The following is a 12,473-nucleotide window of genomic DNA, read 5'->3' as shown; positions in this document are numbered from 1 at the left end:
TGGGGCCGCAGCGACACCGCCGGCAGCGACCTGCCTGGCAGACTGTCGGTCGGTGACCACGAATCAGCAAGACCCCTATGGCGACTTCGACCGCCAGCGGCGGGTAGCCGAAGCGCCGAAGTCGGCTGGTCTGCCGGGCACGGAAGGGCAGCACCGCACCGACTTCGCCCGGGACCGCGCCCGGGTGTTGCACAGCGCCGCGCTGCGCCGCCTCGCCGACAAGACCCAAGTCGTCGGGCCGCGGGAAGGTGACACCCCGCGCACCCGGCTGACTCATTCGCTGGAAGTGGCGCAGATCGGCCGGGGCATGGCGATCGGACTGGGTTGCGACCCGGACCTTGTCGAGCTGGCCGGTCTGGCCCACGACATCGGGCACCCGCCGTACGGGCACAACGGTGAGCGCGCACTCGACGACGCCGCGGCCTGCTGCGGCGGCTTCGAGGGCAACGCCCAGAACTTCCGCATCCTAACCAGCCTTGAGCCGAAAGTTCTTGATAGCCAAGGGCTCAGCGTGGGGCTGAACCTGACCCGCGCGGCATTGGACGCGGTCACCAAATACCCGTGGACGCGTGGTGACGGGCGCCGCAAGTTCGGCTTCTACGAGGAAGATCGGCAGCCGGCGGCGTGGGTGCGCACCGGCGCACCGGCTGATCGGCCATGCCTGGAAGCACAGGTGATGGACTGGGCCGACGATGTCGCGTATTCGGTCCACGATGTCGAGGACGGCGTCGTCTCCGAACGCATCGACTTGCGGGTGCTCGCCGACCACGACGACGCGGCCGCGCTGGCCAAGCTGGGCCAGAGCGAATTCCCCCGGGTCGGTGCCGACGAGTTGATGGCGGCCGCCCGCCGGCTGTCATCGCTGCCGGTGGTCGCGGCAGTGGGCAAGTACGACGCCACGTTGGCGGCGTCGGTCGCGCTGAAGCGATTGACCAGTGAACTGGTGGGGCGGTTTGCTTCGGCGGCGATCGCCACCACCCGGGCCGTGGCCGGTTCCGGGCCGTTGACCCGTTACCAGGCCGACTTGCAGGTACCAGACCTGGTGCGGGCCGAGGTTGCGGTGCTGAAAATCCTGGCGCTGCAGTTCATCATGTCCGACCCACGGCATCTGGAAGCACAGGCTCGCCAGCGCGAACGCATCCACCGGGTGGCGCAGTGGCTTTCCTCCGGTGCGCCGCGGACGCTCGACCCGGTTTTTGCCGCGGCGTACCACACTGCGGCCGACGACGCCGCCCGGATGCGGGTCATCGTCGATCAGATCGCCTCCTACACTGAGGGGCGGCTGGAGCGCATCGACGCTGGTCAATTCCCGGGCCGGACCACGGTTTTGCACTGAGCCCTAAGATGAGCGAATGTCGAGTCCGGCGGGGCGCTCCAGGATTTCCGACCGCGACATCGCGGCCATCCGTGACGGCGCCCGCATCGAGGACGTGGTCGGCGACTATGTCCAGCTGCGGCGCGCCGGAGCGGACTCGCTGCGCGGTCTGTGCCCGTTTCACAACGAGAAGTCACCGTCGTTTCATGTGCGACCCAACCACGGTCACTTCCACTGCTTCGGCTGCGGTGAGGGTGGCGACGTCTATGCGTTCATCCAAAAGATCGAGCACGTCAGCTTCGTCGAGGCGGTCGAACTGCTGGCCGACCGGATCGGCTACACCATCAGCTACACCGGCGCGGCCACCAGCGTGCAGCGCGATCGGGGCAGTCGCAGCAGGCTCCTCGCGGCCAATGCCGCCGCGGCCGAGTTCTATGCGGCTGCCCTGGAGTCCGACGAGGCCGCACCGGCCCGCCACTACCTGACGCAGCGCAACTTCGATGCCGAGGCGGCTCGCCGCTTCGGCTGCGGATTCGCGCCGTCGGGCTGGGACTCTCTGACGAAACACTTGCAGCGCAAGGGCTTTGAGTTCAAGGAGCTGGAAGCCGCCGGACTGTCCCGGCAGGGCCGGCACGGTCCCATGGACCGGTTTCATCGGCGGCTGCTGTGGCCCATCCGGTCGTCGGCCGGCGAGGTGATAGGTTTCGGGGCTCGGCGCCTGTTCGACGACGACCCGATGGAAGCCAAGTACGTCAATACCCCCGAGACGCTGCTGTATAAGAAGTCGTCGGTGATGTTCGGCATCGACCTGGCTAAACGTGATATAGCCAAGGGGCATCAGGCGGTGGTCGTCGAGGGCTACACCGACGTGATGGCCATGCATCTGGCCGGGGTCACCACCGCGGTCGCGTCCTGCGGCACCGCATTCGGCGACGAGCACCTGGCCATGCTGCGCAGGCTGATGATGGACGACAGCTTCTTCCGCGGCGAGCTGATCTATGTTTTTGACGGCGATGCCGCCGGCCGCGCCGCCGCACTGAAGGCCCTCGACGGCGAACAGAACCTGGCGGGACAGTCTTTTGTCGCGGTAGCCCCGGACGGCATGGATCCTTGCGACCTGCGGCTCGCATCGGGGGACGCGGCCTTGCGGGACTTGGTGGCGCGACGAACCCCGTTGTTCGAGTTCGCAATTCGGTCCGCGCTCGCCGAGACGGACCTGAACAGCGCTGAGGGTAGGGTGGCTGCGTTGCGTCGGTGTGTGCCGATGGTGGGCCAGATCAAAGACCCGATGCTGCGCGACGAGTACGCCCGGCAGTTGGCCGGCTGGGTCGGTTGGGATGACGTCGCCCAGGTCGTCGACCGGGTGCGCAGTCAGGCCAGAACCGTCAAAACGCCGGGCCGCGGTGGTCCCGGATCGTCCGGATCGAAGGCGCCCCGGCGGGCGGCGCAGCAGTCCCCTGATGCGCCGTCGGCCGAACCCGCGGCCGCTCGTCCCGACCCCCGCGACCCGACGCTGTGGCCGCAGCGTGAGGCACTGAAATCGGCCCTGCAGTACCCGGCGCTGGCGGGACCGGTTTTCGACACGTTGACCGTCGAGAGCTTCACCCACCCCGGCTACGCGGCCGTGCGGGCGGCCATCGAGGCGGCGGGAGGGACATCGGCCGGGGTCACCGGGGCCCAGTGGATGGACATGGTGGCCCGGCAGACCACGTCGCCGTTGACCACCGGTCTGATCAACGAGTTGGCGGTGGAGGCGATCGCGGTCGACGACGACAAGCTGCCGCGCTATATCGGCGGAGTGCTGGCCCGCCTGCAGGAGGTGTGGATGGGCCGGCAGATCGCCGAAGTCAAGTCCAAGCTGCAGCGTATGTCGCCGATCGAACACGGCGACGAATATCACGCGCTGTTCGGCGATCTGGTGGCCATGGAGGCCTACCGGCGCAGCCTCCTGGAGCAGGCCAGCGGCAACGACCTGAGCGCGTGAGGCTGATACGGCGCCGGCGCGCTATTTCGCCTGGCGCTCGACAACCCGTTCGGCCCGCTCCACGATGGCCGTCTGCTCGTCGATCTCGGTGACCGTCACCAAGCCCGCGTCGGGGGAGATTCGACTGGCGATCTTGCGGCGGCCCCCTTCGATCATCGACCTGGCCACCGGACTCCCGGTCAGCGCGCGATAGGTGCCGGCGATCTGCTCGTAGCGGCGACGCCCGGCTTTCGCTCCCAACACGTACCCAATCCCCAGCACGGCGACATACCCGATCAAAGCGGTCCCTCCGACTATCAGCGCGGTTCGTTCCATCCTGCCTCATCCGCCCGAGCGCTGGCCCGGCGATCCGCCAGACCCGTGGCGCCGACGGGCTCGCCAGTCTGGCTGATCCCGCTAGTTGGCGCGGATATGCCAGTACGCTAGAGTCGTCCCGCGATCCGCGACACATTGCCGCGGACGCGCCGGTCCCCTGTAGCTCAACTGGCAGAGCATTCGGCTGTTAACCGAAGGGTTGAAGGTTCGAGTCCTTCCGGGGGAGCCAGGCCCTAAGAATGCGGCGCCTTGGTCACCGGCGCGCGGCGGAGCCGGGCGACCAACGGGTAGATCTGACAACCCAGGCAGATGCCGAAGGCGGCGTTCAGGAAACAGGCGAACAGCGCGAAGGAGGTGGCGGCCACGCCCAGCACCGGGACCGCCACGGCAAAACCGATAATTCCGATGACCGTGAAGACAAGCCCGACCAACTGGGCGAACTTCAGCGGTGGCACCGGTTCCCGTTCGGTCACCGGCCCCAGCCGGGGCGCCACCAGCGTGGCGAACAGCAGGCCGTAGGGGCTGTTGCGGGGGCCGCGTAGCGCACTGATGGCGAAGACGACGGCCTGGGCAACCAGTATCACCGCCGCCACCTTGGTACTGAACACCGAGACGATCAAGGCCACGACGAGGACCGTCGTGGTGATCCACGCGGCAAATCGCGGGCCGCGGACGTCCACTTGTCCGGGATTATTCGACATCACGTCCGCTCCTTTGTTGCGCAAGGTCTCAGGTGAGCAGGGGCTGCAACGCTGCCCTCAGGTCGGCCGCCTTCGGCACCCCCGCGGTGCGGTACAGCTGCCGCCCGTCCGCGTCGAAGATGAACGTGGTGGGTAGCGACAGCACAGACATCCGCTGTGCGGCCGCCGGATTGGCGTCGATGTCGATCTCGACGTGTGCCACGTCGGGCAATCCGGCGCACACCTCGTCGACAACGCGGCGCACCACCGCGCACGGACCGCACCACGCGGCGCCGAAGTGTACGACGGTGGGACCGGTGTCGGACAAGCCGAGATCGGAGGTGTCCTGATGCACTGCGGCGCCGGTTTTCCGCAGCACGCCGGACCGTCGATTGACCGTCCAACCGATCGCCGTCGCACCTGTCAACGCCGCGATCAGCGCCGCCGAGGCCATTGCGATCGAGCTCATCGGCTCGCCATGCCTTTCTTAGTCGTCATAGTCGCCATAGTCGGGTCTTCCTCGGATAAGTCAGATGGAGAAATCTTCGCCATGCCATACACCGGCCTCGGGCGGCCGGATCACCCGTCCGGCCGGTGGGTGGTGGTCAACTTTGGCCTCCAGCCTGGCCACCCGGCTGAGCAGCGACTGGAGGCTGACCCCCACCAAATCGGGCAACACCGAGTCGTCGGATCTGGACGAACCGTTGCGGCTGATGACCTGCCCGGGGACGCCGACCACCACCGCGGCGGACGGAACCTCTTTGACCACAACGGAGTTGGCGCCGATCCGGCTGCCGTCGCCGATCTTGATCGGGCCGAGGATCTTGGCGCCGGCCCCGATGATCACCCGGTCACCGACGGTGGGATGGCGCTTACCGATATCCGTTCCGGTGCCGCCGAGCGTGACGCCGTGGTAGAGCGTGACATCGTCACCCACTTCGGCGGTTTCACCGATGACCACGCCGGTCGCGTGATCGATGAACAAGCCCGAGCCCAGGACGGCGCCGGGATGGATGTCGACACCGGTCAGGATACGGGTGAGTTCCGCCAAAGCCCGGGCGGCCAACCGGGCACCGCGCAGCCACAGCCAGTGGCTGATCCGGTGGCCCCACACCGCGTGGACACCGGGATAGCAGAAAACGACCTCCAATGCGGTCGGCCGGGCCGGGTCGCGCTGCCTGGCCACCCGGATGTCGCGCCGTATCTCTGCCAGCATTGCTAATTACTCAGATCCGCGAACAACGGCGTGCTCAGATAGCGCTCGCCAAAGTCGGGAAGTACGACGACCACGAGTTTGCCAGCGTTCTCCGGCCGACGGGCCACTTCCACCGCGGCCCACGCGGCCGCGCCTGAGGAGATGCCGACGAGCAGACCTTCTTCCTTGGCCAGCCGCCGGGCCAGGTTGAAGGCGTCGTCGTTGGCCACGGTGATGACCTCGTCGACCAAGCCCATCTCCAGCACCGGCGGGACGAACCCGGCGCCGATGCCCTGGATCGGGTGTGGTCCCTTCTGCCCTCCGGACAGCACCGGCGACGCCGCCGGTTCCACGGCGACGAACTGCGCCGACGGCCTGCGTTCCTTGATGACCTGCGCGACACCGGTGATGGTGCCGCCGGTGCCGATGCCCGACACGAAGATGTCGACCTTGCCATCGGTGTCCTTCCACACCTCCTCCGCCGTGGTCACGGCGTGGACCGCGGGGTTGGCCGGATTTTCGAATTGCTGCGGGATGAAATACCGCTCGTTGGTCTTGGCCAGTTCTTCGGCCTTGGCGATGGCGCCCGCCATGCCGTCGGCGCCGGGGGTGAGCACGAGTTCGGCGCCGTAGGCGCGCAGCAGCATGCGCCGCTCGATGCTCATGGTGTCGGGCATGGTGAGCACGCACTTGTAGCCGCGGGCGGCGGCCACCATCGCCAGCGCGATGCCGGTGTTCCCACTGGTCGGCTCCAGGATGATGGTGTCTGGCTTGATCAGGCCCGCCTTCTCGGCGGCGTCGATCATGGCTACTCCGATGCGGTCCTTCACACTTCCCGCCGGATTGAACGATTCCAGCTTGGCCACCACGTCGGCCACTGCGCCGTCGGTGACCCGTCGCAGCCGGACCAGCGGCGTGCCCCCGATCAGTTGGGTGATGTTCTCGGCGATGGTCATTGGCGGTCTCCAGCGATGTCGGCGCGGGCCCCGGCGGCCTGCCAGTGGATGTCGAACTCGATTGTCACGTGCACGGGTGTCGTCAGCGCAACCGGCGTGAGCCGCGGAGTTGTGCTCGCCAGTGCCACTCCGGTCAGCACCCGTCCACCCAGGTGGTGGTGGGTGGTCGTGGCAGTCAGTGTCGTCGCCGTGGTGCCGGGTGCTCGGCGCAGGTAGAAGTCTGCACCGGGCTGAACGGTTTCGGTGACGGCACGCCCGTCGGCGTCGACAAGTTCGTGGCCGTCAGGCACGCTGAATGCCAACGGGATTCGGACCCGGAATGGCCCCACGAGTTCCGAGTCGACTGCGGCGGCGGTGTCGACGAGGTGCGGTTCGCCGTTGTCTCGCAAGGCCGTGTATGCCCCCGCGAGCAGGTAGTCGTAGAGGTGCACGACCCGGTCGGCGTTGCGATAGTGGCTGGAACCGGTCAGCCAGAAGTCGACGTGGTCGATCACCGGTGTGGTGTCGGAGGTGGCGACCAGCCGGTAGCAGCGGTAGCCGTGCGCGCCGTATCCGTGGCTGCTGGTCGACAAGGTGCTGCCGACGCCGAGGGTACGCTGGTAGCGCCCCCGGCCGGCATCGGTGGTCAGTTGGGATCCGGAGATGTCTTGCCAGACAATGCCATCCGTCGACTTCTGCAGCTTCACCGCCACCGGGTTGTCGGACGCCGTCCACAGTGAATAGCCGCCCAGCTGTGGCCGACCGTCGAATTCGAAGGTGAGCACCGGTCCCGGTCCGCGGCGCACCGCGACGGGGGCATTGAGCGGGCGGGTGTCCAGCGCCATGCCGTTGGTGAAGTACCAGATCGCCGCCTGCGTTGCGGCGATGGCTTCGTGTTCGCTGATGTTGGCCGGTCCCAGCGGATACCCGGCGGCGCGTAGCCGCCGGCTCAGCTCGGCGATCGGGCACATGGGGAAGGAGTTGCGCAGGATCCAGTCCACCTCGGCTTCGCAATCACGGTTGCGCAGATGCGGCAGGGCGGACCAGGTGCCCAGGCGGTAGGGCGACGGCTGGTGTGGTGCGACGCCGGTGAAATCCAGCGAGTAGGCCTGCACGTTCGGGTTCAACCTGATCAGGTCGGTGCGGGCGGTGGTGCCGTCGGCGAACACGATCCTGTCCACCGTGTGTGAGTAGGTCCCGCCTCGGTAACGGGTCATCCGGGTCAACTCGGTGGCCGGTCGTAGCCGGATGCGCCGACGGGTCGCCACCGTAGCCGGCGCGCGGTGCGGGATGCATAAGACAGTCATAGGGGCGGTTGCTCTTCCTGAAGACTTGGGGTCGCGCGCGTCATCAAGGCGTGAAGCGCCGCAGCGCGACGATTGCTGAACGGTCAGAAGACGTCAGGAATCAACAGCAACAACAACAGTCGACGGCGATGCAGCGCGTAAGGACAAAGCGCAGCGGTACGGCCTGTTGCATGGCATCCACTATAAGGCATGCCGCATCTCGGCTGTTCGGCTCAGGCGATGATCTAACGCTTTGCCCGGGCAACCGCGTCGAATACGCTCTCAGCGCACGTCTGGGCGCGGCCGACGATGGTTGCGCCCGACCTCCAGGCCCGGCGCCTGCGCAGGGATCGATCATGCACCGGAAGGACAATGATGAGTTCGCCGCAAACCGAGTCTCAGGCACTGGGTGATCTTGCTGCCAGGCAGCTCGCCAACGCCACCAAGACCGTCCCGCAGCTGTCGACGATCACGCCTCGCTGGTTGCTGCATCTGCTCAGCTGGGTGCCGGTGGAAGCGGGTATCTACCGGGTGAACCGGGTGATCAACCCCGAGCGGGTGGCGATCAAGGCCGAAGCCGGCGCCGGCACCGACGGGCCGCTGCCGGAGACCTACGTCGACTATGAGACCAGCCCGCGGGAGTACACGCTGCGAACCATCTCCACCCTGCTCGACATCCACACCCGGGTGTCCGACCTCTACTCCAGTCCGCACGACCAGATCGCGCAGCAGTTGCGCCTGACCATCGAAACCATCAAGGAGCGCCAAGAGTTCGAACTGGTCAACAGCCCGGAGTACGGCTTGGTTGCTCAGGCGACACCCGGGCAGACCATCCGGACCCTGGCCGGAGCGCCCACGCCCGACGACCTCGACGCGCTGATCACCAAGGTCTGGAAGACGCCCAGCTTTTTCCTCACCCACCCCCAGGGCATCGCGGCGTTCGGCCGTGAGGCCACCTACCGCGGCGTGCCGCCGCCAGTGGTGAGCCTGTTCGGCGCGCAGTTCATCACCTGGCGCGGCATCCCGTTGATTCCCTCTGACAAGGTGCCGGTTGTTGACGGCAAGACCAAGTTCATCCTGGTGCGCACCGGCGAAGAACGCCAGGGCGTGGTGGGCTTGTTCCAGCCCGGGCTGGTGGGGGAGCAGGCGCCGGGGCTGTCGGTGCGGTTCACCGGCATCAACCAATCGGCGATCGCGACCTACCTGGTGACGCTTTACACGTCCTTGGCCGTGCTCACCGACGATGCGCTTGCCGTGCTCGACGACGTGGCGGTGGACCAGTTCCATGAGTACAAGTGAGTACCCGCCGCCAGACGCCGCAGGCGAGGCGCCGATCAGCACCGCGGAGCTGGCCGCGTTGGCAAGCCAGCTCTACGCCGCCGGCATTCGGCCGGGCTTCGACAGCCCCCCGCAGGCGGCTCCGGTGGCCCCGCGCGGCAACATGCCCGACACGACGGCCGCAGCGGCCGCCGGGCGGGCAGCCGCCGGCGCATTCGACATCGTGCCGGCTACCGTTCCGTCCGTCGGCGTAGCCGACATCTACCTTCCGGCGCCGACGTCACCGGAGCCCGAGGGGCCGCCGCAGACGGCACCGGTGGCTCCGCGCGGCTCGATGCCGGTCCTGCCGCCCGAGTGGCCGCGTGCGGCGCCGTCGGTCGGCGACCTCGGTTGGTCCGACAGGTTGGCGGCCCGCCGCGATACGCCGCTCGGCGACGAACGCAACTACTCCTTCCTCACCCCGTTGCTCACCGAGGCCGACTCGGTGCCGAAGCCGGCCGACGATCACCGGGCCATCGATGTCTTCGACGTCGAGGCCGTGCGTGCCGACTTTCCGATCCTCCGGGAGACGGTCAACGGCAAGCCGTTGATCTGGTTCGACAACGCGGCCACCACCCAAAAGCCGCACGTGGTCATCGACCGGCTCGCGCACTTCTACGCCCACGAGAATTCCAACATCCACCGCGCCGCGCACGAGCTGGCGGCTCGGGCCACCGATGCCTACGAAGAGGCGCGCGACACGGTGCGTCGATTCATCGGCGCCGCCCGCGACGAAGAGGTCATCTTTGTCCGCGGCACCACCGAGGCCATCAATCTGGTGGCCTACGCATGGGGTGGAAAACACCTGCGCGCGGGCGACGAGATCGTCATCACCCACTTGGAGCACCACGCCAATATCGTTCCGTGGCAACTTATTTCGCAGCAGACCGGTGCCGTGCTGAAGGTGGCGCCGGTTGACGAAGCCGGCAATCTGCTGCTGGCGGAGTTCGAGGCACTGCTGGGCCCGAGGACCAAACTCGTTGCGGCAACTCATGTCTCGAATGCCCTGGGCACCGTGACGCCGGTACACCAGATCGTCGAACTCGGACACCGATACGGCGCCCGGGTGCTGATCGACGGCGCCCAGTCGATTCCGCACCTGCCGATCGACGTCGCCGGGCTCGGCGCCGATTTCTTCGCGTTCTCCGGGCACAAGGTGTACGGCCCCACCGGAATCGGTGTGCTCTACGGGCGTGAGGAGGCTCTCGCCGAGACACCGCCATGGCAGGGTGGCGGCAACATGATCACCGACGTCACCATGGAGCGCTCGCTGTACCAGGGACCGCCGAGCAAGTTCGAAGCCGGCACCGGCAACATCGCCGATGCGGTGGGTCTCGGGGAGGCGTTGCGTTACGTCGAGCGGGTGGGGATCGAGCGTATTGCCGCCTACGAGCACGAGTTGCTGCGGTACGCGACCCCGCGGCTGGCCGATGTCCCCGGTGTCCGCCTGGTGGGCACCGCGACCGAGAAGGCCAGTGTGCTGTCGTTCGTGCTGGCCGGACACGAGCCGCTCGAGGTCGGCAAGGCACTCAACGCCGAGGGCATCGCGGTGCGTGCCGGACACCACTGCGCCCAACCCATTCTGCGTCGCTACGGCTTGGAGGCCACGGTTCGCCCGTCGTTCGCGTTCTACAACACCTTCGACGAGGTCGACGTGTTCATCCGTGCGGTACGCCGGATCGCCGAGGGCGGCACGAACGCCGGCTGAGCGGGATTACGTCCGCACTCAGTCGTAGACCGGCAGCCACATGGTCTCGACGATGGCTCGCGCAACGTCGTCATGGGTTTTGGTGGCTACGCCGTCGTCGACTGCGGCGTGATAGACGGCCTCGGCGACCGTCGCGGAAATCCCGCGGAGGTCCTGAACGTCGGGCAATAGCGATTCCCCGGTCTTCGTCGGATTAGCCCGGCACGCAAGGGCTTTGGCCGCCGCGCGCAGCATGCCCTGGGTCAGCAGCCGGGCTCCGGCGACGACGACGCCCAGACCGATACCCGGAAACACCAGCACGTTGTTGGCCTGGCCGATGGTGTAGGTGGTGCCGTCGTACTCCACCGGCGCCACCGGGGTACCGGTGGCAACCAGCGCCTTACCGTTCGACCACGCGAGGACGTCGGCCGGCATGGCTTCCATCCGCGAGGTCGGATTGGACAGCGGGAAGATCATCGGGCGTTCGCACGATGCCGTCATCGCCTCGACGACCTCTTGGGTGAACGCGCCGGAGACCGTCGAGGAGCCGAGCAACACGGTCGGCGAGGCCAGCTTGATCGCGTCGACCAGGCCGATCCGTGCCCCGCGCTGGACACCCAGCCGGTTACGATTTTTGGCGCACGGCAGCTGGAATTCCCGCAGACCCTCCATGTCGTCGAACAGCAGCCCCTGCTTGTCGATGGCCCAGATCTGCGACATCGCCTGCTCGACGGTGGCGCCGTCGGCCACCATGGCGTCGCGGATCTGGTCGGCGACACCCATGCCCGCGGTGCCGGCCCCGAAGACGATCACCTTCTGGTCGCGGACCGGGACGCCGGTGACGTGTGATCCCCCGTCGATGGCGGCCACCACCACCGCGCCGGTGCCTTGCACGTCGTCGTTGAACACGCAGTACCGCGCACCGTAGGTCTGCAGGATCATCCGCGCGTTGGCCGGCCCGAAGTCCTCGAAGTGCAGCAGTGCCCGCGGAAACATCCGGTGGGCGGTCTCGATGTAGCGCTTGATGAACTCGTCGTACTCGGCGCCGCTGCGCCGCGCGTGCCGATTGCCCAGATAGAACGGATCCTGCAACAGCTGCTCGTTATCGGTGCCAACGTCCAGCGACACCGCCAAGCAACGACGGGGATCGATGCCGCCGCCGGCGGTGTAGAGCGCCAGCTTGCCCACCGCGATCTGGATGCCGCCGACACCCCAGTCGCCGATGCCCAGGATGGCTTCGGCGTCGGTGCAGACGATCAGGTCGACGTCGTCGGGTCCGAGGCCCAGGGTTTGGAAGGCAGCCGCGATGTCGTCGGGCTCGTCGATGCTCAGGAATAGGCCGCGTTGCCCACGGTATTCATCCGAGAACCGTTGGATCGCTTCGCCGACCGTGGGCGTGTACACCACCGGCAGCAGTTCGGGCAGATGGTCGATCAGCACCTTGTAGTAGAGCAGTTCGTGGCGGTAATGCAGCTGTTCCAGCAGCAGGTTACGGCCCAGATCGGTGGCCAGGCTCTGCAATTGATGCCACACCCGATCGGCCTGCTGGTCCAGGGTGAGCACCGCCGCCGGAAGGCGACCGACCAGGCCGAGCTGCCGGCGTTGCTCGTGGGTGAAGCCGACCCCGCGATTGAGACTGGGCGTGGACAGTGCTGCCGGAAACCGGGGCACGCGGGCATCGCTCATCACCATCTCCGTCCGTGACCTGACGCGTCAAGTCACGGTAACGCCGGGGGCCGGTACGCGCCCGGAAGAGTCC

The 12,473-nt window shown here is 67.3% G+C and carries 11 protein-coding genes and 1 tRNA gene; 5 read left to right on the top strand and 7 right to left on the bottom strand.

Going from position 1 to position 12,473, the window contains the following annotated elements:
* Nucleotides 1–52 precede the first annotated feature (52 nt).
* On the top strand, nt 53–1,336 hold the full coding sequence (locus B4U45_RS04595; protein WP_075549000.1) for a deoxyguanosinetriphosphate triphosphohydrolase: 1,284 nt from the start codon (nt 53–55) through the stop codon (nt 1,334–1,336).
* A gap of 16 nt (nt 1,337–1,352) precedes the next feature.
* The gene (dnaG, locus tag B4U45_RS04590) at nt 1,353–3,299 is read left to right on the top strand and encodes a DNA primase (protein WP_075548999.1); all 1,947 of its coding nucleotides are present in this window, start codon (nt 1,353–1,355) and stop codon (nt 3,297–3,299) included.
* Between the two features lie 21 nt (nt 3,300–3,320).
* Here dnaG and B4U45_RS04585 read toward each other — a convergent pair whose 3' ends face one another.
* Nucleotides 3,321–3,578, bottom strand: a complete 258-nt coding sequence (locus B4U45_RS04585) for a hypothetical protein (protein WP_075549008.1) — start codon at nt 3,576–3,578, stop codon at nt 3,321–3,323.
* Nucleotides 3,579–3,767: 189 nt separating this feature from the next.
* On the opposite strand from B4U45_RS04585, the gene B4U45_RS04580 reads away from it, so the two are divergent.
* Nucleotides 3,768–3,843, top strand: a tRNA-Asn gene (locus tag B4U45_RS04580).
* Nucleotides 3,844–3,847: 4 nt separating this feature from the next.
* On the opposite strand, the gene B4U45_RS04575 is transcribed toward B4U45_RS04580, so the two are convergent.
* Genes B4U45_RS04575 through B4U45_RS04555 form a run of 5 tightly spaced genes read right to left on the bottom strand, consistent with a single transcriptional unit; the run spans nt 3,848 to nt 7,731 of the window.
* Nucleotides 3,848–4,315, bottom strand: a complete 468-nt coding sequence (locus tag B4U45_RS04575) for a DUF4395 domain-containing protein (protein WP_075549007.1) — start codon at nt 4,313–4,315, stop codon at nt 3,848–3,850.
* A gap of 28 nt (nt 4,316–4,343) precedes the next feature.
* The gene (locus B4U45_RS04570; RefSeq protein ID WP_075548998.1) at nt 4,344–4,763 is read right to left on the bottom strand and encodes a thioredoxin family protein; all 420 of its coding nucleotides are present in this window, start codon (nt 4,761–4,763) and stop codon (nt 4,344–4,346) included.
* A gap of 60 nt (nt 4,764–4,823) precedes the next feature.
* A complete protein-coding gene (cysE, locus tag B4U45_RS04565; RefSeq protein ID WP_075548997.1) occupies nt 4,824–5,510 on the bottom strand; it encodes a serine O-acetyltransferase in 687 nt (228 codons plus the stop codon).
* Nucleotides 5,511–5,512: 2 nt separating this feature from the next.
* Nucleotides 5,513–6,445: a cysteine synthase A gene (gene cysK, locus B4U45_RS04560; RefSeq protein WP_083155005.1), complete on the bottom strand. Its 933-nt coding sequence runs from the start codon at nt 6,443–6,445 to the stop codon at nt 5,513–5,515.
* Nucleotides 6,442–7,731: a TQXA domain-containing protein gene (locus tag B4U45_RS04555; RefSeq protein ID WP_075548995.1), complete on the bottom strand. Its 1,290-nt coding sequence runs from the start codon at nt 7,729–7,731 to the stop codon at nt 6,442–6,444. The genes cysK and B4U45_RS04555 overlap by 4 nt, the downstream gene beginning before the upstream one ends.
* A gap of 354 nt (nt 7,732–8,085) precedes the next feature.
* On the opposite strand from B4U45_RS04555, the gene B4U45_RS04550 reads away from it, so the two are divergent.
* Together B4U45_RS04550 and B4U45_RS04545 are read left to right on the top strand one after the other, a co-directional pair.
* Nucleotides 8,086–9,009, top strand: coding sequence for a family 2A encapsulin nanocompartment shell protein (locus B4U45_RS04550; protein WP_075548994.1), 924 nt, complete (start codon nt 8,086–8,088; stop codon nt 9,007–9,009).
* On the top strand, nt 8,996–10,735 hold the full coding sequence (locus B4U45_RS04545) for a family 2A encapsulin nanocompartment cargo protein cysteine desulfurase (RefSeq protein ID WP_075548993.1): 1,740 nt from the start codon (nt 8,996–8,998) through the stop codon (nt 10,733–10,735). The genes B4U45_RS04550 and B4U45_RS04545 overlap by 14 nt, the downstream gene beginning before the upstream one ends.
* Before the next feature lie 18 nt (nt 10,736–10,753).
* Here B4U45_RS04545 and B4U45_RS04540 read toward each other — a convergent pair whose 3' ends face one another.
* Nucleotides 10,754–12,400 (bottom strand): NAD-dependent malic enzyme, encoded by a 1,647-nt coding sequence (locus B4U45_RS04540; RefSeq protein WP_075549006.1) that lies wholly within the window; start codon nt 12,398–12,400, stop codon nt 10,754–10,756.
* Nucleotides 12,401–12,473 lie beyond the last annotated feature (73 nt).

Source organism: Mycobacterium persicum, from assembly GCF_002086915.1.
GTDB classification, from domain to species: Bacteria; Actinomycetota; Actinomycetes; order Mycobacteriales; family Mycobacteriaceae; genus Mycobacterium; species Mycobacterium persicum.
The sequence above is the reverse complement of the archived record's forward strand: the minus strand, read 5'-3'. Positions and strand labels throughout refer to the sequence as shown.

What these genes read in the sequence shown, in the direction of transcription:
- B4U45_RS04545 (WP_075548993.1), top strand. Translation starts at nt 8,996, where the DNA reads ATGAGTACAAGTGAGTACCCGCCGCCAGACGCCGCAGGCGAGGCGCCG.
- B4U45_RS04540 (WP_075549006.1), bottom strand. Translation starts at nt 12,400, where the DNA reads ATGAGCGATGCCCGCGTGCCCCGGTTTCCGGCAGCACTGTCCACGCCC.
- B4U45_RS04550 (WP_075548994.1), top strand. Translation starts at nt 8,086, where the DNA reads ATGAGTTCGCCGCAAACCGAGTCTCAGGCACTGGGTGATCTTGCTGCC.
- cysE (WP_075548997.1), bottom strand. Translation starts at nt 5,510, where the DNA reads ATGCTGGCAGAGATACGGCGCGACATCCGGGTGGCCAGGCAGCGCGAC.
- B4U45_RS04555 (WP_075548995.1), bottom strand. Translation starts at nt 7,731, where the DNA reads ATGACTGTCTTATGCATCCCGCACCGCGCGCCGGCTACGGTGGCGACC.
- cysK (WP_083155005.1), bottom strand. Translation starts at nt 6,445, where the DNA reads ATGACCATCGCCGAGAACATCACCCAACTGATCGGGGGCACGCCGCTG.
- B4U45_RS04575 (WP_075549007.1), bottom strand. Translation starts at nt 4,315, where the DNA reads ATGTCGAATAATCCCGGACAAGTGGACGTCCGCGGCCCGCGATTTGCC.
- dnaG (WP_075548999.1), top strand. Translation starts at nt 1,353, where the DNA reads ATGTCGAGTCCGGCGGGGCGCTCCAGGATTTCCGACCGCGACATCGCG.
- B4U45_RS04570 (WP_075548998.1), bottom strand. Translation starts at nt 4,763, where the DNA reads ATGAGCTCGATCGCAATGGCCTCGGCGGCGCTGATCGCGGCGTTGACA.